Below are 18,592 nucleotides of genomic sequence, written 5' to 3'. Positions count from 1 at the left end.
CATGTTGCGTGGCTCGCCTCGTCGTGTTGATGGTGCGGGTGTGAGAGCACAAACAGGAAGGAGCCGATCCACGCCCCATCAACCGCAATGCGACGCTCATGGCATGCGATGTCGCTTCGCATTGCGTCGGCAGATATCTGCACGCGGATCGGCCGCCGCTACTCTGTCACAACCGCCCAAGGCGGACTATCAGGATTCCTCGAAAGTGATGTGAGCGTGTTCTGACTTACGTCAATGCGATCTGCACCACCTTCACGATCACGAGCGCGACGGCCACCACCAGATAGCCGCGCAGCGCGCTCATCCAGATGCGGCGGGAGAGCGTCATCGCGGGCTTTGGCAGCGAGTCGAGCGGCGGCATGCGCCACGTTGCGCGCTCGGCCTTGCTGACGAACGGCGCGCCGTACGCACTCTGCGCGCCCCGCATCCGCCGCAGCGCCGTCGCCGCGACGAACGCCACCACGGCGAGCAGTGTGCCGCCCGCGAGAATCTCGATGATCGCGTGTCCGCTGATGTCGGGATAAACGACGGACGCCGTCAGCACGACGGAGAGCAGCACCAGCGCCCACACGACGCCGCCCGTGAACAGGTTCAGCCCTTTCGAGTTGACCCACGGCCCCAGCACCGCGCGGTCGTTGCACAGCAGAAGCAGGAACACGGTCGCGCTCGGCAGCAGCACGCCCGCGAGCGTTTGCACCGCTTCCGTCAGGAGACCGAGCGGGCTGCCCGGAATCAGCACGAGTCCTGCCGCCGCCGCCACGATGCCGAAGTACACGAGATAGAAGCCCTTCGCATCGGCGACACCGCGATGCAGCGAATGACGGATCTTGAAGACATCGCCGATCGCATAGGCCGTCGACAGCGACACGGCCGCCGCGCCGATGATGCACGCGTCGATCAGCGCAATCGCGAACAGCACGGCGGGCGTGCGGCCCGCATACTTTTCGAGTCCGGCGATCACGCCGCCCGCATCGGTGAACTGGCCGAACTCCGGCTTGCCGCCGAACAGCGCGGCGCTGAACGAGATCATCGCGATGGCGCCGATCAGCACGAACACGATGCCGATCCACAGGTCGGCCTTCTCGTACTTCATGAAGCGCGGCGTGATGCGTTTGTCGATCACGTAGCTCTGCTGGAAGAACAACTGCCACGGCGCGACCGTCGTGCCGACGATGCCGATCACGAGCAGCATCACGTCCGACAGCTTTGCGTGCGCAGGCCAGGCGGGCACGAACAGATGGTGCGCCATCTGCGAGACGGGCGGATGGATCGTCACCAGCACGGGCACGAGCAACAGGCTCAACAGACACAGCACGATCGCAAAGCGCTCGAAGCGTTTGAAGTCGCCGGTGCTGACGGCCGCCATCGTCAATGCGGCCGCGATGCACACGCCCGCCACTTTCGATACACCGAAGAAGTCGAGCACGAACGTAATGCCGATGAACTCGGTGACGATGGTCAACGCATTGAGGATGAACAGGTCGATGACGCTGAACGCGCCCCAGAACTTGCCGAAGCGTTCGAAGATCAGGCGCGCATGACCGACGCCCGTGACGGCGCCCAGGCGCAGCACCATCTCCTGATTGACATACAGCACGGGCACGAGCAGCAACAGCGTCCACAACAGCGTGGTGCTGTAGTTCTGGCCGGCCTGCGTATAGGTGCCGAAGGCGCCCGCGTCGTTGTCGCCGACCATCACGATGAGGCCGGGTCCGACGATCGCGAGCAGCGTGCGCAACCGCGCGCCCCAGCTGTTGCGGGGTGCAGTGTCGTGATGCGCGATCGTGCCGAGCGCGCCGCGGATATCGCCGACATGCGCGTCGTCGAGAACGGCGGTGCGCGTCGGCAGTGCTTGTGGTGGCGTTGCCATTGTTATTCTCCCGTGAACGGATATAGGTCGAATGATTTCCGTTTATGCGGCTTGCCGCTTCCGCAGGCGGGCGGCAATGCTGCTGAGCGTACTGGCGAGCGGCGCGAATACGTGGCGTCGCCCGTGATGCAGCGAAAGGAACGCGTCGTAGTGCGCGCGTGCTTCGCGGATTTGCGGCAAGGTCGAAAGAAGCAGGAAGTACATGTCGGTTCTCCGGCACGAAGGCTCGTGCATGCGAGGCGGCAGGCGCTGGAGAATCGATGGAATCGAAAGCGGTCGGCTTGCCTGCCTCAGGTCGATAAAGGCATTTCTGGGTTCAAAGGATGACTGTCACTGTCGGGCATGGTGGCTCCCGGTTCATTGAAAGAACGCATCGCGATGGGCGAAACGCACGTCGGCGAGATACGTGGCGATGGACAGGTCGAACTTTCGCGGCAACGGCGTTGACGGCGAGCACACGCACGCGGACGCAGGCTCGCGATGCGAAGCCGCATACGAAAAAAGCGGCTACGAATCACGCGCGAACGCGCTGCGCCGGGTGCTGAGCCCAACGACGCTAAACAGGATGCACGAGGAATGAAACTGCGACGCGCACCGTCTGCCTGCTGGCAAGACGGCGGCTAGATGAGGAAGCGCGGACGTCTGCCGTTCAGGCGGCGAAACTGTTCGAAAACGTACTACTGCAACTGTCCAAGGCAACGCCCCTCAAATTTCAAGATAAGAGAATTTTATGCCCACCCGCAAAGCCGAGTCAATGCACTTTCTTAAGCAGAACCGAAATATGCGGTGAAGCGCACATCGGGCGTGGCGCGATGTCCACGCAGGTTCGCTGCGCTTTTCCCGAAGCGCTTTCTATACTGGGATCAGCCGTCAGCACAACGGATCACGCGTACTAAAGATCCGACCATTCATCCGGCTTTCAGATCGCTCAATAGCAGCTAACGACGAGGCGATCACTGGAGGGAGACATGAGCGTTTCAGCCACGCATCCCGGTTCGGGCGCGATCGGTGCGCCTGCGCCGCACAAACCGGCGCTCCGTTCGCTGGCGCTTGCTGCATTGGGCGTCGTCTATGGCGATATCGGCACGAGTCCGCTGTACACGCTGCAGACCGTCTTCGCGACAGCGGGCGGCCTGCCGTTGACGCCGTTGAATGTGATCGGCATCGTGTCGCTGATCTTCTGGTCGCTGACCATCGTCGTGTCGCTCAAGTATGTGGCGCTGATCCTGCGCGCGAACAATCACGGCGAGGGCGGCATCATGGCGCTGCTCGCGCTGGCGGCGTCATCGGTGGCGGACCGGCCGCGTTTGCGTCATACGCTGCTGATCGTCGGCGTGATGGGCGCAGCGCTCTTTTACGGCGACAGCATCATCACGCCCGCCATCTCCGTGCTGAGCGCGGTGGAAGGGCTGGAAGTCGCCGCGCCGTTTCTGAAAACCTGCGTGATACCCGTGACACTCGTCGCGATCATCACGCTGTTCCTGATGCAGAAGCACGGCACGTCGGGGATCGGCGCGGTGTTCGGGCCCGTAATGGTGGTCTGGTTCGTGGTGCTGGCCGTGGTCGGCGTAACCAATGTGATTTCGGCGCCCGCGATTCTCGCCGCGCTCGATCCGCTAGCCGGACTCGCGTTCTGCCTGCGTCACGAGTGGCTGGCGTTCGTCGCGCTCGGCGCCGTCGTGCTGTCGTTGACGGGCGCCGAGGCGCTCTATGCCGACATGGGCCACTTCGGCGCGCGGCCGATCCGCATTACCTGGTTCGGCCTCGTGTTTCCCGCGCTCGCGCTGAACTATCTGGGGCAGGGCGCATTGCTGATCGCTCAACCCGCCGCGCTGCAGAACCCGTTCTATCTGCTCTTTCCGCAATGGGCGCTGTACCCGATGATCGTGCTCGCGACGGTCGCCACTGTGATCGCGTCGCAAGCCGTGATCTCCGGCACGTACTCGATGACCAAGCAGGCGATGCAACTGGGCTTCCTGCCGCGCATGAACGTCGTCTACACATCGGAGAAGGAGATCGGCCAGATCTATGTGCCCGGCATCAACTGGACGCTGCTCGCGGCCGTGGTGGCCGCCGTGCTCGGCTTCGGCTCGTCGACGGCGCTGGGTTCCGCGTATGGCATTGCGGTAACGGGCACGATGCTCATCACGACGCTGCTGACCTTCTTCGTGGTGCGCTATGCATGGCATTACAACTGGCTGCTGTGTGTGTTCGCGACCGCGTTCTTCTTCGTGATCGACGCGATGTTCTTCTCGGCGAATCTGCTGAAGATTGTCGAAGGCGGCTGGTTCCCGCTGATGATCGGCTTCGTGATGTTCACGATCATGGCGACATGGGGACGCGGCGGGGAGATCTTGCGGGCCGAAGCGCGCGTGCACGCGGGCACGATGCCGCTCAAGGCGTATCTGGAGAAGCTGCTCGCATGTCAGACGGTGCGCGTCCCCGGCACGGCGATCTTTCTCACACCGAGTCCGGACAGTGTGCCTCATGCGCTCGTCAACAACCTGATGCATAACCATGTGCTGCACAACCGCGTCGTGTTCCTGACCGTGAACAACGAAGAGATTCCGTGGGTGGCCGAGCATGAGCGCGTTGCTTTGCGCACGGTGTGCGAGAACTGTTACCAGTTGACGATCCGCTATGGCTTCAAGGACGAAGTCGATCTGCCGAAAGCGCTCGCAGCCGCAGGGGCGCTGGGTCTCGATTTCGATCCCTGCGAGGCGTCGTATTTCCTGAGCCGGGCGACTGTCGTGCCGACGCCGGGCGCGGGCATGGCGATGTGGCGCGAGCGTCTGTTCGCGGTGATGCTGCATAACGTCGGCAACGTGGCGGCGTATTTCAAGTTGCCCGCCAATCGCGTGATCGAGGTCGGCGCGCGGGTGGAGATATGAGGCTGCGGCGAGGCATATCCAGCGCGCAGCAGGTCAGCATGCGTTTGCATTCGGCAGGTTGCCCGACCATACTGCGCGAGTGTCGCACCCTTCAGGCGGAACGCAGATGAGCCATGACGCTGAACATGAACATGAGCACCGACATGAGCACGCGCACGAAGGCAGCGCGCTGCCCGAGATGGATCTGCGCGTGCGCGCGCTGGAGTCGCTGCTGATCGAAAAGGGCTACGTCGATCCGAAAGCGCTCGATGTGCTGATCGAAACCTACGAGCACAAGGTCGGACCGCGCAACGGCGCGCGTGTCGTCGCTAAGGCGTGGTCTGATCCTGGTTTTCGCCAATGGCTGCTCGACGATGCGACGGCAGCGATTGCATCGCTCGGTTTCACGGGGCGGCAGGGCGAGCACATGGTCGCGCTGGAGAACACGCCGGGCGTGCACAACATGGTCGTGTGCACGCTCTGTTCGTGCTACCCGTGGCCCGTGCTTGGCTTGCCGCCCATCTGGTACAAGTCGGCGCCGTATCGTTCGCGCGCGGTGATCGATCCGCGTGGCGTGCTCGCCGAGTTCGGCGTGGCCTTGCCCGACGACACGGACATCCGCGTGTGGGACTCGACGGCGGAAGTGCGCTATCTCGTGCTGCCGATGCGCCCGCCCAACACGGACACGCTGAACGAAGACGAACTCGCCGGTCTCGTCACGCGCGACTCGATGATCGGCACGGGACTCGCGCTCGCGCCGCACGAAGCGAAGCCCGCAAGGGGAGGCCAGCCATGAACGGCGCACAGGACATGGGCGGCATGCAGTCATTCGGACCTATCGCGCCCGAACCCGACGAGCCGTATTTCCACGCGGACTGGGAGCGTCGAGCGCTGGCGTTGACGATCGCGATGGGCTCGACGGGTAAATGGAATATCGACATGTCGCGCGCCGCGCGCGAAAGCCTGCCGCCCGCGCAGTATCTGTCGAGCAGCTACTACGAGATCTGGTTTGCGGGCTTGTGCAAGCTGCTGATCGACACGGGACTCGCGACGCGCGACGAGATCGACAGCGGCGTGTCGCAGCGCGCCGGTGCGCCCGTGCCGCGCGTGCTCGCCGCCGACCAGGTCAATCCCATGCTATTCCGCGGCAGTCCTGTGTCTCGCCCCGAGCCGTATCCTGCGTGCTTTGCCGTGGGCGACGCGGTGCGCACGCTGGCGCTCAATCCGTCCACGCACACGCGCCTGCCGCGCTATTGCCGGGGCAAGCGCGGCCGGATCGTCGCGGTGCGTGGCGCGCATGTGTTCCCCGATTCGAACGCGCTTGGACGCGGCGAGGACCCGCAATGGCTGTACACCGTGCGCTTCGATGCCGTCGAGCTGTGGGGCAAGGACACGACGGCGTCGTCGGTGTGCGCCGATTGCTGGGAGCCGTATCTCGAAGCGGCCGGGTCGGCATGAGCGCGCCCGCCTTCACTTCGTCTGGCGTGACGTCAGCGGCGGTTTCGCGCGAGTTGCCCGCGTTGCTCGAGGCGCTGCCCGATATGCCGCGCGACGGCGCCGGCCCGGTCTTCGCCGCGCCGTGGCAGGCCGCGGCATTCGCGATGACGCTCGCGCTTCACGAGCGCGGCGTGTTCACATGGCCCGAATGGGCCGCAATCCTCGCCGATGCGATCCGTGATGCGCAGGCCCAAGGCGACCCCGATCGCGGCGACACCTACTACACGCACTGGCTGACGGCGCTCGAACGCATCGCGACGGCCAAAGGCTGCGTGACGCGTGAGGGGCTGATCGAGCGCAAGGACGCGTGGGACGCGGCGGCGCGCCGCACGCCGCACGGCCAGCCGATCGAGCTGGACTGAGCGTCCCGGCGCGTCACGCGATTGTCATCGAACCACAGGGTCCTTGTCGGGTGGGCCTTCGGGACGCTGCGGCTCGTCATTGTGATGACCCGGCGACGGCGGCGTGAGCGGGTCCCCTTCGGGGTCGCGCGTGGGATCGGCGTTCGGGTCGGGAATCGGACTGGTGTGCATGGTGTGACCTCGTGGCGTTGTAGTCGGTGCGGCCGGTGCGACCGATGTGGCCTATGCCGCAACCGGCAGTGGACGCATTCGCGCTGCTCTCGCGGCAAGGTACGAAGCGTCCTGCATTCACAAGCGTAGGCGATGACCGCGAAGACTGCTGGTGTGATCGTCTGATGCCACGCTTCAACGCGGTTCGGTGCGGTTCGATACGGCTCAATGTCCCGCCCGGCGGGCGCGCTGCCGGTCGACGGTCAGCCGCCAGTAGCGCTCCGCGGCGTACACGTCGTCGTAGCCGTGCGGCCCGAACGCGCGCAACTGGCTCTCGTACGCTGACACGGCTTCGCGCTTGAGCAGCGCCTGGCGCTCGCGGTCGAGCGCGTGTTCCGCAGCGGGGCTGGCGGGCGTCGCGACGATGCCGCGCCCGGCCAGATCGACGAGCCGCTGCTGGACGAGCCCCGGCATCGGACGATAGATCGCTTCCTCATACGCGAACCATTCGAGGTGCGACATGCGCGGCAGGATCTCGCAACACGCTTCGAACACGCGGCCGTGATCGTCGTGAAAGAGGCCAAGCGGCATCAGCAGCGTGTTCGACGTCGAGCCGTAGATCGCTTCCTCCAGCGCGGCGGCGAGCTTGCCGATCGACGGCGAATCGCCGTATTGCGCGTCGCAAAACGGCAGCCGCAGCGGGATGGCGTCGAGCACGGCGAGCGCGTTGTTGTCTTCGCGCGTGCGCGCGTGGATCGATTCGTACGCGCTTTCGAAGCCTGCCTTCTGGTCCCATTCGGTATGCATGTCCTGTGCGGGCGGTGCGGCGAACACAGTGCAGACGGCAGCATCGGGGTGCGCGGCGAGCAGCGCGCCGCAACCGAAGACGGCGTCGTCGAAATGCGGCGACACGATGAACAGACGCGGGCTGGTTTCGCTCATGAGATCCTGGGCTGGAGGCGGGACGGGGCGCTGGGCGACGTGACGCATTGGCGGCGCGCACCAGGTCGGCGCGCGGCAACGTGGACAGCTTAGACCAACGATGCGATGCGTGCTCGCTGGTTTTCGCGGCGCAGCAGAGCGCAAGCGCCGTGCCTGCAAGCGCATGATCCAGTGATGTTTCCCGTATCGGCTCACCTCGTTCGGCGTCGCGCTCCCGGATGTTCTCACCGTGCGCGGCGGCATGTTTCCGATTCAAGCGCGCGGATATGTCAAAGATGTGAGCGCGAAGAGACTAGACGTTGCGCAGGTCTTCGGGCGTGTCGATATCGCTGAGCACGCCGGGATCGTCGACTTCGATGCGCTTCACGGGATGCGTGGCGAAGAGCGCGCGGGCGCCCGTGTCGCCGTCGAGCGTGAGCAGCGCGTCGCGATGTTCGATGCCGAAGCCGACGGGATGGCCGCGCTGCCCCTGATAGTAGGGCGCGACGATGGACGCGCCGCCGTCGACTGCGCGCGCGACGGCTTCGATGGTTGGCGTGGCGATGCGGGGCATGTCGGCGAGCGCGACGATCCAGCCGTCGGCGTCCTCGCTCGCTTCGATGCCGGCGGCGAGGCTTGCGCCCATGCCGCGCTCGGCGTCGGCGGAAAAGATCACGTGACAGCCGGCGTCGTTGAGCACGCGGGCGAGCATCTCCGAGCCGGGGCGCACGATCGCGATGACGTGCGGGACGACCAGCAGCAGTCGATGCGCGGATTCGAACGCGACGGGGGTGCCGTCGGGCAGGCGGGCGAGGAGTTTATTGTGGATGCCTTCCGGGTCGAAGCGCGATCCGTAGCCGGCCGCGAGGAGCACGCCGGTGGCGAAGGAGGCGTATGCCATGGGTGGCACCAGAAGGGTGGGGTTTGAAGGGGATTGTGCGGTGCAACGGGGATGGGGGCAAGGGTTTTGTTTTTGCTTTTGTTTTTGTTTTTGCTTTGGTTCTGGTTTTGCTTTTTTCGTATGTGAATGGGACCTGCGGTGCGGCGATGCCGTTGGGGTTTTGGTTGTCTGCGACGCTGGGTGGTTTGCTTGTTTTTGCTGTTGGCATCCGCGTTTTGTTAGCGTGCTTCAGGCGTCGCCCCTGTGCGGGGCGGCACCTACTTTTCTTTGCCGCCGCAAAGAAAAGTAGGCAAAAGAAAGCGGCTCACACCGCCAGTTCTAGTGTTTGCCTGAGGGCCCCCAACCGGTCTTACGCTTCGCACGGCAACCTTCCTGTTCGCGTTCGTTGCCAACGCTTCGAATGAACGCCTCACCGACTTCAAACACCCGTACAACGGCTGGCGGCAGCGAATGGTATGCGCCGCCCAGGTGGCAAACTGTGTGTAGGTTGTCGCGTCGTATGGCGCGGCGCTCTTACAGGGTGGGACGCGTGCGCTATCGGTCCGGAGTGAGGCATGTGTGTCTCCACGGCCTACACACAGTTTGCCACCTGGGCGGCGGCGGAATGTCTGGCGTGGCGTGCCGCGACGCGGGCGCGTAAGCGGGTGAGGCGCAGCGCAAGAGCGTTGGCAACGAACGCTAACAGGAAGGTTGCCGTGTGAAGTGAGGGACCGGTTGGGGGCCCTCAGGCACGAAGAAATGTTGGCGGTGTGAGCCGCTTTCTTTTGCCTACTTTTCTTTGCGGCGGCAAAGAAAAGTAGGTGCCGCCCCGCACAGGGGCGACGCTTGAAGCACGCTAACAAAGCGCGGATGCCAGCGAAAACACGAGCAAACCAAACCGGCCGCGCCACGAAGTCAAAACGCGAATGCCAGCGCAAGCGCAAACACTCACCAGCGTCGCAGACAAAAACCAAAAACCAAAACCAAAACCAAAACCAAAACCCAAAAACGTCACTCCGACCCAAGATAAAAAAACCGAAACAAAAACACAGCAGCAATAACCCACACAACGAGTTTCACCTGCCGCGCGCGCCCGGTAAGCAACTTAAGCCCAGCATAGGAAATAAACCCAAACGCCACCCCATTCGCGATGGAATAGGTGAACGGCATCATAAGAGCGGTGAGTGCAGCAGGCACGACTTCAGTAGCATCGTCCCAAGGCAAGTCGGCCATCTCCCGCAACATGAGACAAGACACGTAAAGCAAAGCCGGCGCCGTGGCATAACCCGGCACAACCCCCGCCAGCGGCGCAAAGAACAGCGCCAGCAAAAACAGCACAGCAACCGTAATCGCAGTAACACCCGTACGCCCACCCGCCTGCACGCCCGAAGCGCTTTCGATATAAGCCGTCGTCGACGACGTACCCAGCATCGACCCGGCGAGGATCGCCGTACTATCCGCAAGCAGCGCGCGGTTCAACCGGTGCATCTTGCCATGCACCAGCAGCCCCGCGCGATTCGCGACACCCATCAGCGTACCCGTCGCATCGAACAGTTCGACGAGGAAGAACACCAGAATCACATTCAGCACACCCGTCGACAACGCAGCCTTTACATCGAGCTGGAACAGCGTCGGCGAGATCGACGGCGGCGCGGACACGATGCCGTGAAACTGGTTGCCGCCAAAGAAGAAGCTCAAAATCGTCACGCCGACGATACCGATCAAAATCGCCCCGCGCACGCGCAGAACATCCAGCATGACGATCGCAAAGAAGCCGATGATGGCCAGCACCACATGCGGATCGTGCAGGTTGCCAAGCGTGACGAGCGTCGCCGGACTGCCCGTCACGATGCCCGCCGCCTTCAACGAGATGATCGCGAGAAAGAGACCGATGCCGCCCGTGATCGCGACGCGAATCGAATGCGGAATGCCATTGACGATCACCTCGCGCACGCGGAACAGCGTGACGATCAGGAACAGGCAGCCGGAGATAAAGACCGCGCCAAGCGCAGCCTGCCACGTGAAGCCCATCCCCTTGACGACCGTGTACGCGAAGTACGCATTCAGGCCCATGCCCGGCGCGCACGCGATCGGGTAGTTCGCGTAGAAGCCCATGATGAGCGAGGCGAGCGCCGCCACGAGGCAGGTCGCAACGAACACCGAGTCTTTGGGCATGCCCGCATCGCCGAGAATCGCCGGATTGACGAAGATGATGTAGGCCATTGTGAGGAAGGTGGTGACGCCTGCCAGCACTTCCACGCGCAGGGTCGTGCCCGCTTCGTCAAAGCCGAAATACCGTTTTACGGAGTCCATGAGCCGAGTCTCTCGTCGTTTGAAATGTCGTTGGTCACTGCTTGTCGTGCAGCCTGTCTCTGCCAGTTTCCGCGCTTCGTCTGCCGCGCGATGACGCCCCGTCCCGTGTGGCGACGCACGCGGGCTTTGCCGCCGCGTCGGCCATCATGACGCCACGGGCGGATTTAATCACGATTGGTCAGTAAATACCGCAATTGCCGCGCGCGCGTGGAGCCCATGCAACACTCTGGACGTGTGCACGGTGCGCCGCGGCAACGGGCGGCCAGATGCGTTTTGCTGGCGAAGGGGCGTGATGATACCTGACGCGGCGCATCAGGCTGGATTACGAGGGGAGCGGAGAGGAAGGAAGCGCGCCGAAAGCGGCGACCCGCGATCTCATGACGAAGGCCGCACGCGAACCAGCGTTGAACGTTTCAACGGGCAATGCAATGCGGGACGCACGTCGATTGAGCGCGTCTCGCATCGATCGATATTACTGTTGCGCGCCTTGAGCCTGCGCGCGGCGCTGTGCAACGACGCGGCCTGCGGCGATCGCATTGGCCGGGTAGTTGATCCAGTCGAGCGGATCGTAGCCCGCCTGGCGCCATTCGACGAGATCCGCTTTCACTTCGGCGCGGGTCTTGGGGGTGTTCTGATCATAGGCGCGCGAACTCTGCGCAAAAGCGGACGATACGGCTGCTACGCCGATAATCGCGCCCAGAACCATACGAGGAATCAGCTTCATGGAAAGGGCCTGAAAAGTTAGGATGACGCTTTTATTCTAGGTTCTGTATTTGCAATGAGTAAGGCTAGTAACTGAAATGAACCGTTGCTCAGTTTGCATCTATGTCCGCACACGAGGCGTGGTTCATGCATGCCCCGCGCGCTTTCGCCTTCGAACGTTGTAGCGTGGTTTGCACGGACAGGCGCCGCCTAGCCCATATGCTGAGAAGGCTTGCTCATCCGGTCGATCACGGCCGTCAACAGATCGACGGGTAACGGAAACACGATGGTCGAATTCTTGTCGGCGGCAATGGTTGTCAGTGTCTGCAAATACCGCAATGTCATCGCCTGCGGTTGTTGCGCAAGCATCTGTGCCGCCTGCAGCAATTTCTCCGACGCCTGCAATTCGCCTTCGGCATGAATCACCTTGGCGCGGCGTTCGCGCTCGGCTTCCGCCTGACGCGCAATCGCGCGGATCATCGTTTCGTTGATATCGACATGCTTGATCTCGACATTCGATACCTTGATACCCCACGCGTCCGTTTGCGCATCGAGCACGCGCTGGATGTCGGTATTGAGCTGCTCGCGCTCGGACAGCAGTTCGTCGAGTTCATGCTTGCCGAGCACCGCGCGCAGCGTGGTCTGCGACAGCTGGCTGGTCGCCTCGAAGTAGCGCGCGACCTGGATCACCGCGCGCTCCGGATCGACGACGCGAAAGTACACGACGGCATTGACCTTGACAGACACGTTGTCGCGCGTGATCACGTCCTGCGGCGGCACGTCGAACACGACGGTGCGCAGATCCATCCGCACCACCTGTTGCACGACGGGAATGATCAGCACGAGACCCGGCCCCTTGACCTTCCAGAAGCGGCCGAGCATGAACACCACGCCGCGCTCGTACTCGCGAAACACGCGCACCGCCGAAGCGACCAGCACGATCGCCAGAACAATCAGGATGCTGCCGAAGCCGAAAGTGAAACCGATCATGTGTGTTCTCCCTCTTGTGATGGATTGCTTGCGGGAACCACGGTAAGCATCAGGCCGCGCCGCCCTGTCACGCGCACGGAGCGTCCCGCCGCGAGCGGCGACGTGCTGCGCACGCGCCAGCGCTCGCCATGCACGCGCGCCCAGCCGACGCGGTCAGGCTCGCCGTGCAGAAGGCTGTCGAGCGGGCTGTTGAGCGGGCCGCCAGGCTGGCTGTCCTGCAGGCCATCGGCGCGGCCTTGCGCCGTATCGGCGGCGACGAGGCCGTCGTCCAGCACAACGCCGATGCTGCCGATCATCGCCTCGGCGCCCGTCACCACGGGCCGGCGCCGCGAGCGCAGCACCATCCCCGACACGCCGAAGATAAACAGCACGCTGAACACGATGACGGCGGCGATCATCGGCAGTGGCACGCCGTAGCCGGGCACGTCGGTGTCGATCAGCATCAGCGCGCCGATCGCGAACGCAACGATGCCGCCGAAACCCAGCGTGCCGAAGGTCGGCAGGAAGGCTTCGGCGATCAGAAACGCCAGGCCGAGGAAGATCAGACCGAGGCCCACGTAGTTGACGGGCAGCAATTGCAGCGCGAACAGACCCAGCAGCAGACTGATCGCACCCGCCACGCCAGGCAACACGAAGCCGGGGTTCGCAAACTCGAAGAACAGGCCATACATGCCGATCATCAGCAAGATCAAGGCCACGTTCGGATCGGTGATGACGGCGAGGAAGTGGCTGCGCCAGTCGGCTTCGAGCGTCACGACGGGCGCGTGCGCCGTCGTCAGATGCTTCGCGCCGGCGGCCGTGTCGTACGTGCGGCCGTCGAGTTGCCTGAGCAGGTCGGGAATGTCGCGCGCAATCAAATCGACGACCTTCTGTTCGAGCGCGTCGCGTGCCGACAGGCTCACGGCTTCGCGCACTGCGCGCTCAGCCCAGTCGACGTTACGGCCGCGCAGTTGTGCGAGGCCGCGGATATAAGCCTGCGCGTCCTGAAGCTGCTTGCGCAGCTCCGTCGATTGACTGTCGAGCGGGAGCGCGCCGGATGCGGCGTTGTCCTTCTGGGCCGGTCCGGATGCGGGCGTCGCGCCCGGCAATGCGGGCGGCTGGCCGGGTTTTGGCGCATCCTGGCCGCCGATGCCCAGTTGCACGGGCGACGCCGCGCCGAGATTGGTGCCCGGCGCCATCGCCGCGATGTGGCTTGCATAGGTGATATAGGTGCCGGCGCTCGCGGCGCGCGCGCCGCCAGGCGCGATATACGTCGCGACGGGGATGGGCGACGCGAGAATCGCCTTGATGATCTGCCGCATCGACGTGTCGAGCCCGCCCGGCGTGTCGAGTTGCAGGACGGCGAGCTGGGCGTGATCGTCGGCGGCGCGGGCGAGGCCGCGCACGATGAAATCGGCGGTGGCGGGGCTGATGGCGCCTGCGACGGGAATGACCACCACGCTGCCAGGCGTAACAGGGGGTTGCGCAGCGTGGGCGGAAGGCGCGAACGCTGCCGCGGCGCAGAACGCCAGCACGAGCAGCAGCGCGCGCTGCAACAGCCTGCCCGCCGCGCCGGAGATGACGCGCGGAGCGCGAGCCCATGCGGCACGGGGCGCGGCGCCCATGAAAGCGCCATGCGCGCGGCGCGGCGTGCGTCGCGAACCCGCTTGCCGGATCGGGAGAAGCCGGTACGTTCCCATCGTCGACGGCCGGTGCGCCGCGCTGCGACGGATCACGTTCGCATGGCGGCGCGCCAGGCCTGAAAAGAGCTGGCCTGTCTTAAGCTTAGTCGGATTCCGTGCGTTCCGCCCGGCGGGAGATACCCGCGCCCGCCACGGGCGCGCCTGCCGTATGCGCGTTCACCGCCCGATAATCCGCCGGCCGCATCCCCGTCCATTTGCGAAACGCCCGGTGAAACGCGCTCGGCTCCGCAAACCCGAGCGTCGCCGCGATGTCGGCGACCGACTGGCCGCCGCGCTGCAACTGCGAAATCGCGATGTCGCGCCGCAAGTCGTCCTTGATCGACTGGTACGTATAGCCTTCCTGCTTCAGATGACGCCGCATGGTCGCCTCGGCGACGTGCAGGCGCTGCGCCATCTCGTCGGAGCCGGGCCACGCGGACATCGGCAGCGCGCGCAGCGTCTTGCGCACCCGCGCCGCGAGCGAGCCGGGATTGCGATACTTGATGATGAAGCTCGCGGGCGCGTCGCGCAGGAAGGGCTTGATGGACCTGGTGGTCTGCACGACGGGCAGTTCCAGAAAATCCGGCGCGAGATCGACGTACGACTCGCTCTGCCCGAACGAGAGGTCGTCGCAGAACATCAGCCGGTACTCATGCGCGGCGGGCGGCTCGGCGCAGCTGAAGCGCGCCTCGATCAGCGGGATGCGCCGCCCGACGAGCCAGCATACGAGTCCGTAGACAAGGATGAAGTACGTTGCGTAAGCAAACATGGCGGGCTGCGGCGCGCCGTCGCGATGCATGAATGCGAGGCGTACGCGGTCATCGCGCATGACGATCTGCACGCGCATGTCATCGAGCACGAGGCGCATGAAATTGACGGCGCGCGTAAGCGCCTGGCCGCCGTTGCGCGCCGTCAGCGCCATCTGCGTCATGGCGATGAAGCTGCCGCTTTTCATTGCGTGGGCATCCTGGCCGAAGAACTCGTCGTCGAGCGCTCTTGCGATGTTGGCCCACAGCGCGCCGTATTGCGCCGGCGTTACGCGGCTCTTCGGGCTCGCGAGCACCTGCGGCGCGATGCCCGCCGCCTCGACGATCGGCTGCAGGTCGACGCCGCGCGCGCGGGCGAGCGCCAGCGTCTCTTCGACGAGACTCACGGAGATCGTGCCTCTTTCGGTTTTCATCCGGTCCAGGTTCCTCGCGCAGAGCGAAAGTGGGCGTTCCATGAATTCTGGCAAATGCGCTCACGTGAATTGCCGCCAGCGCCTGCCGGAACCGCCATTCTGCCGCATCGGCGCCATGCACGAAATGCAGTCATGGCAAATGCGCTCACAAAAATTGAGCGGACGCGGCATCGAATCCGGCTTTCGCGCCACCTACACTGGGTTCCAACAGACGCGCCGAGTGTGCAGTGCAGCAGGCGCGCAGAGACAAACGGAGCGAGACACATGGACGAGTTCTATACCGACGAGCAACGGATGATCCGCGACGCGGCGCGCGACTTCTCGGTCGAACGCCTCGCGCCGAACGCGGCGCAGTGGGACCGCGATGGCCAGTTGCCGGCGGAAGTCGTCGGGCAGATGGGCGAGCTGGGCTTTCTCGGCATGATTGTGCCGCCCGAATGGGGCGGCTCGTACACCGACTACATCGCGTATGCGCTCGCGCTCGAAGAGATCGCGGCCGGCTGCGCCGCCTGCGCGACGCTGATGAGCGTGCACAACTCGGTCGGCTGCGGCCCGATCCTCAACTTCGGCACCGACGCCCAAAAGGACCGCTATCTCGCCGATCTCGCGACGGGCAAGCGCATCGGCGCGTTCTGCCTGACCGAGCCGCATGCGGGCAGCGAAGCGAACAACATCCGCACGCGCGCCGTGCTGCGCGACGGGCAGTGGATCATCAACGGCAGCAAGCAGTTCGTGACGAACGGCGCGCGCGCCAGTATCGCGATCGTGTTCGCCGTCACCGATCCCGAGGCGGGCAAGCGCGGCATCTCGGCCTTTATCGTGCCGACGGATACGCCGGGCTTCAACGTCGGGCGTCCCGAGAGCAAGCTCGGCATTCGCGCATCGGATACCTGCCCGATTTCGCTCGACGATTGCGCCGTGCCCGAAGCGAATCTGCTCGGCGCGCCGGGCGAGGGCTTGCGCATCGCGCTGTCTAATCTGGAAGGCGGACGCATCGGCATCGCGGCGCAGGCGATCGGCATTGCGCGCGCGGCCTTCGATGCAGCCCGCGCGTATGCGAACGAGCGCATCCAGTTCGGCAAGGCGTTGAAAGAACATCAGACCATCGCCAACATGCTCGCCGACATGGCGACGCGCCTGAACGCGGCGCGCCTGCTCGTGCATCACGCGGCGCGGCTGCGCAGCGCGGGGCGGCCGTGTCTGTCGGAGGCATCGCAGGCGAAGCTGTATGCGTCGGAGATGGCTGAAGAGATTTGCTCGAAGGCGATTCAGATTCACGGCGGCTATGGGTATCTGGAGGACTACGCCGTCGAGCGGCATTATCGCGATGCACGCATTACGCAAATCTACGAAGGCACGAGCGAAGTACAAAGAATGGTTATCGCGCGGCACGTTTGAGCGCAGAATAATCCGCCAATAGAGCGCACCCGCGCCGACAGGTTAAAGGAGACAACCATGACAGCAGCCCAGAGCTTTCTCGACGCGCGCGACCTGTTGTTGCGCCATCGCACCGACTATGAGCGCGCGTACAGCGAGTTCAGATGGCCGGAACTCGGGGAGTTCAACTGGGCGCTCGATTATTTCGACGTCGTCGCGAGAGGCAACGACAACCCGGCGCTGTGGATCGTTGATGACCCCGCGCAAGAAGGCCTGAAGCTCTCGTATGCGCAGATGTCGGAGCGCTCGTCGCGGATGGCGAATTTTCTGCGCGGGCTAGGCGTGGGGCGCGGCGACCGTCTGCTGCTGATGCTGCCGAACCGTGTCGAACTGTGGGACGTGATGCTCGCGGCGATGAAGCTCGGCGCGATCGTGCTGCCTGCCACGACGCAACTGTCGCCCGACGACGTGCGCGACCGCGTGCAGATCGGCGGGGCGAATTTCGTCGTGGTCGATAGCGCGGAGACGGGCAAGTTCGACGCGCTCGATACGCCGTTGAAGCGGATCTCGGTTGGCGCGCCGCGCGAAGGCTGGACGGATATTGCAGCCGCCTACGGATCGTCGCCGACCTTCACGCCGGACGGCGCCACGCGCGCCACCGATCCCATGCTGCTGTACTTCACGTCAGGCACGACGTCGAAGCCGAAGCTCGTCGAGCACACGCACCAAAGCTATCCCGTCGGCCATCTGTCGACGATGTACTGGATCGGCCTGCAACCGGGCGATATCCACTGGAACATCAGTTCGCCCGGCTGGGCGAAGCACGCGTGGAGCTGCTTCTTCGCGCCGTGGAATGCACAGGCGTGCGTGTTCGTCTACAACTTCGCGCGCTTCGTGCCGAAAGATACGCTCGACGTGCTGGTGCGCTACAACGTCACGACGCTGTGCGCGCCGCCTACCGTGTGGCGCATGCTGGTGCAGGAGCCGCTCGCGTCGTATCCCGTGAAGCTGCGCGAGGTCGTCGGCGCGGGCGAGCCGTTGAACCCGGAGATCATCGAGCGCGTGCGGCATGCCTGGAACATCGTGATTCGCGACGGCTACGGGCAGACGGAAACCACCTGCCAGATCGGCAACCCGCCGGGGCAGCCTGTCGTGCCGGGGTCGATGGGGCGTCCGTTGCCGGGCTACCGCGTCGAACTCGTCGATGCCGACGATCATCCCGTGACGGAAGGCGAAATTGCACTGCCGCTTGGCTCACGTCCGCTCGGCCTGATGACGGGCTACGCGAACAACGCGAAGGCCACCGAACACGCGATGCGCAACGGCTACTACCACACGTCCGACGTCGCGATGCGGCGCGACGATGGTTATCTCGTGTATGTCGGCCGCGCGGACGACGTGTTCAAGTCGTCCGATTACCGGCTGAGTCCATTCGAACTCGAAAGCGTGCTGATCGAGCACGAAGCGATTGCCGAAGCGGCTGTGGTGCCGAGCAACGATCCGCTGCGACTGTCGGTGCCGAAGGCATTCGTGACCGTGCGGCATGGATTCGAAGCGGGTCCCGAACTCGCGCGCGACGTGTTCCGCTTTTCACGCGAAAAGCTCGCGCCGTACAAGCGTATTCGCCGCCTGCAATTCAGCGATCTGCCGAAGACGATCTCCGGCAAGATTCGCCGCGTCGAACTCAGGCGGCGCGAACTGGAGCGCACGGCAGAGCCGGCGCGCCTGCAGGATGAGTACTGGGAAGAGGATTTCCCGAGCTTCGCAATGGGAACGGAAACTGAGCGGCAAACGAGCCACGATATCTACTTCAGGAGAC

Annotated in this window: 15 protein-coding genes and 1 pseudogene; 6 read left to right on the top strand and 10 right to left on the bottom strand. The window is 64.3% G+C overall.

What is annotated here, in order from left to right:
* Nucleotides 1-226: 226 nt before the first annotated feature.
* Both H1204_RS23220 and H1204_RS23215 read right to left on the bottom strand, forming a co-directional pair.
* Nucleotides 227-1,870, bottom strand: a complete 1,644-nt coding sequence (locus H1204_RS23220; protein WP_180733111.1) for an NRAMP family divalent metal transporter — start codon at nt 1,868-1,870, stop codon at nt 227-229.
* A 42-nt stretch (nt 1,871-1,912) separates the two neighbouring features.
* Nucleotides 1,913-2,074: a hypothetical protein gene (locus H1204_RS23215; protein WP_180733109.1), complete on the bottom strand. Its 162-nt coding sequence runs from the start codon at nt 2,072-2,074 to the stop codon at nt 1,913-1,915.
* A gap of 764 nt (nt 2,075-2,838) precedes the next feature.
* Between H1204_RS23215 and H1204_RS23210 the strand changes: the two genes are divergently transcribed.
* From H1204_RS23210 to H1204_RS23195, 4 genes are all read left to right on the top strand, one after another.
* Entirely contained in the window at nt 2,839-4,761 is a 1,923-nt protein-coding gene (locus H1204_RS23210) for a potassium transporter Kup (RefSeq protein WP_180733107.1), read from the top strand.
* A gap of 106 nt (nt 4,762-4,867) precedes the next feature.
* The gene (nthA, locus tag H1204_RS23205; protein WP_180733105.1) at nt 4,868-5,536 is read left to right on the top strand and encodes a nitrile hydratase subunit alpha; all 669 of its coding nucleotides are present in this window, start codon (nt 4,868-4,870) and stop codon (nt 5,534-5,536) included.
* Nucleotides 5,533-6,198, top strand: a complete 666-nt coding sequence (gene nthB / locus H1204_RS23200; RefSeq protein ID WP_180733103.1) for a nitrile hydratase subunit beta — start codon at nt 5,533-5,535, stop codon at nt 6,196-6,198. Before nthA ends, nthB begins: the two co-directional genes overlap by 4 nt.
* Nucleotides 6,195-6,599 (top strand): nitrile hydratase accessory protein, encoded by a 405-nt coding sequence (locus H1204_RS23195; RefSeq protein WP_180733102.1) that lies wholly within the window; start codon nt 6,195-6,197, stop codon nt 6,597-6,599. Before nthB ends, H1204_RS23195 begins: the two co-directional genes overlap by 4 nt.
* A gap of 24 nt (nt 6,600-6,623) precedes the next feature.
* Here the strand turns inward: H1204_RS23195 and H1204_RS23190 are convergent, their stop codons facing one another.
* From H1204_RS23190 to H1204_RS23155, 8 genes are all read right to left on the bottom strand, one after another.
* Complete coding sequence (locus H1204_RS23190) at nt 6,624-6,770, bottom strand: hypothetical protein (protein ID WP_007744312.1); 147 nt, start codon at nt 6,768-6,770, stop codon at nt 6,624-6,626.
* A gap of 204 nt (nt 6,771-6,974) precedes the next feature.
* The gene (locus H1204_RS23185; RefSeq protein ID WP_180733100.1) at nt 6,975-7,691 is read right to left on the bottom strand and encodes a PIG-L family deacetylase; all 717 of its coding nucleotides are present in this window, start codon (nt 7,689-7,691) and stop codon (nt 6,975-6,977) included.
* Between the two features lie 292 nt (nt 7,692-7,983).
* Nucleotides 7,984-8,571: a nucleotidyltransferase family protein gene (locus H1204_RS23180; RefSeq protein WP_180733098.1), complete on the bottom strand. Its 588-nt coding sequence runs from the start codon at nt 8,569-8,571 to the stop codon at nt 7,984-7,986.
* A gap of 990 nt (nt 8,572-9,561) precedes the next feature.
* Nucleotides 9,562-10,863 carry an NCS2 family permease gene (locus H1204_RS23175; protein ID WP_180733096.1) on the bottom strand — a complete coding sequence of 434 codons (1,302 nt, stop codon included), beginning with the start codon at nt 10,861-10,863 and terminating at the stop codon, nt 9,562-9,564.
* A gap of 472 nt (nt 10,864-11,335) precedes the next feature.
* The gene (locus H1204_RS23170) at nt 11,336-11,587 is read right to left on the bottom strand and encodes a DUF4148 domain-containing protein (RefSeq protein ID WP_180733095.1); all 252 of its coding nucleotides are present in this window, start codon (nt 11,585-11,587) and stop codon (nt 11,336-11,338) included.
* 188 nt (nt 11,588-11,775) lie between these two features.
* Entirely contained in the window at nt 11,776-12,555 is a 780-nt protein-coding gene (locus H1204_RS23165; RefSeq protein WP_180733093.1) for a slipin family protein, read from the bottom strand.
* Nucleotides 12,552-14,234 (bottom strand): nodulation protein NfeD, encoded by a 1,683-nt coding sequence (locus tag H1204_RS23160; RefSeq protein WP_180733282.1) that lies wholly within the window; start codon nt 14,232-14,234, stop codon nt 12,552-12,554. Before H1204_RS23160 ends, H1204_RS23165 begins: the two co-directional genes overlap by 4 nt.
* 85 nt (nt 14,235-14,319) lie before the next feature.
* Nucleotides 14,320-15,396 carry an AraC family transcriptional regulator gene (locus tag H1204_RS23155; RefSeq protein ID WP_180733091.1) on the bottom strand — a complete coding sequence of 359 codons (1,077 nt, stop codon included), beginning with the start codon at nt 15,394-15,396 and terminating at the stop codon, nt 14,320-14,322.
* A gap of 264 nt (nt 15,397-15,660) precedes the next feature.
* On the opposite strand from H1204_RS23155, the gene H1204_RS23150 reads away from it, so the two are divergent.
* Together H1204_RS23150 and H1204_RS23145 are read left to right on the top strand one after the other, a co-directional pair.
* Complete coding sequence (locus H1204_RS23150) at nt 15,661-16,794, top strand: acyl-CoA dehydrogenase family protein (protein WP_180733090.1); 1,134 nt, start codon at nt 15,661-15,663, stop codon at nt 16,792-16,794.
* 57 nt (nt 16,795-16,851) lie between these two features.
* Nucleotides 16,852-18,557 (top strand): annotated as a pseudogene (locus H1204_RS23145) (AMP-binding protein).
* Nucleotides 18,558-18,592 lie beyond the last annotated feature (35 nt).

The organism is Paraburkholderia sp. PGU19 (assembly GCF_013426915.1).
Taxonomy (GTDB): Bacteria; Pseudomonadota; Gammaproteobacteria; order Burkholderiales; family Burkholderiaceae; genus Paraburkholderia.
The sequence above is the reverse complement of the archived record's forward strand: the minus strand, read 5'-3'. Positions and strand labels throughout refer to the sequence as shown.

What these genes read in the sequence shown, in the direction of transcription:
- H1204_RS23215 (WP_180733109.1), bottom strand. Translation starts at nt 2,074, where the DNA reads ATGTACTTCCTGCTTCTTTCGACCTTGCCGCAAATCCGCGAAGCACGC.
- H1204_RS23150 (WP_180733090.1), top strand. Translation starts at nt 15,661, where the DNA reads ATGGACGAGTTCTATACCGACGAGCAACGGATGATCCGCGACGCGGCG.
- H1204_RS23190 (WP_007744312.1), bottom strand. Translation starts at nt 6,770, where the DNA reads ATGCACACCAGTCCGATTCCCGACCCGAACGCCGATCCCACGCGCGAC.
- H1204_RS23220 (WP_180733111.1), bottom strand. Translation starts at nt 1,870, where the DNA reads ATGGCAACGCCACCACAAGCACTGCCGACGCGCACCGCCGTTCTCGAC.
- H1204_RS23180 (WP_180733098.1), bottom strand. Translation starts at nt 8,571, where the DNA reads ATGGCATACGCCTCCTTCGCCACCGGCGTGCTCCTCGCGGCCGGCTAC.
- H1204_RS23210 (WP_180733107.1), top strand. Translation starts at nt 2,839, where the DNA reads ATGAGCGTTTCAGCCACGCATCCCGGTTCGGGCGCGATCGGTGCGCCT.
- H1204_RS23155 (WP_180733091.1), bottom strand. Translation starts at nt 15,396, where the DNA reads ATGAAAACCGAAAGAGGCACGATCTCCGTGAGTCTCGTCGAAGAGACG.
- H1204_RS23185 (WP_180733100.1), bottom strand. Translation starts at nt 7,691, where the DNA reads ATGAGCGAAACCAGCCCGCGTCTGTTCATCGTGTCGCCGCATTTCGAC.
- H1204_RS23160 (WP_180733282.1), bottom strand. Translation starts at nt 14,234, where the DNA reads ATGGGAACGTACCGGCTTCTCCCGATCCGGCAAGCGGGTTCGCGACGC.
- nthB (WP_180733103.1), top strand. Translation starts at nt 5,533, where the DNA reads ATGAACGGCGCACAGGACATGGGCGGCATGCAGTCATTCGGACCTATC.
- H1204_RS23175 (WP_180733096.1), bottom strand. Translation starts at nt 10,863, where the DNA reads ATGGACTCCGTAAAACGGTATTTCGGCTTTGACGAAGCGGGCACGACC.
- H1204_RS23170 (WP_180733095.1), bottom strand. Translation starts at nt 11,587, where the DNA reads ATGAAGCTGATTCCTCGTATGGTTCTGGGCGCGATTATCGGCGTAGCA.
- nthA (WP_180733105.1), top strand. Translation starts at nt 4,868, where the DNA reads ATGAGCCATGACGCTGAACATGAACATGAGCACCGACATGAGCACGCG.
- H1204_RS23195 (WP_180733102.1), top strand. Translation starts at nt 6,195, where the DNA reads ATGAGCGCGCCCGCCTTCACTTCGTCTGGCGTGACGTCAGCGGCGGTT.
- H1204_RS23165 (WP_180733093.1), bottom strand. Translation starts at nt 12,555, where the DNA reads ATGATCGGTTTCACTTTCGGCTTCGGCAGCATCCTGATTGTTCTGGCG.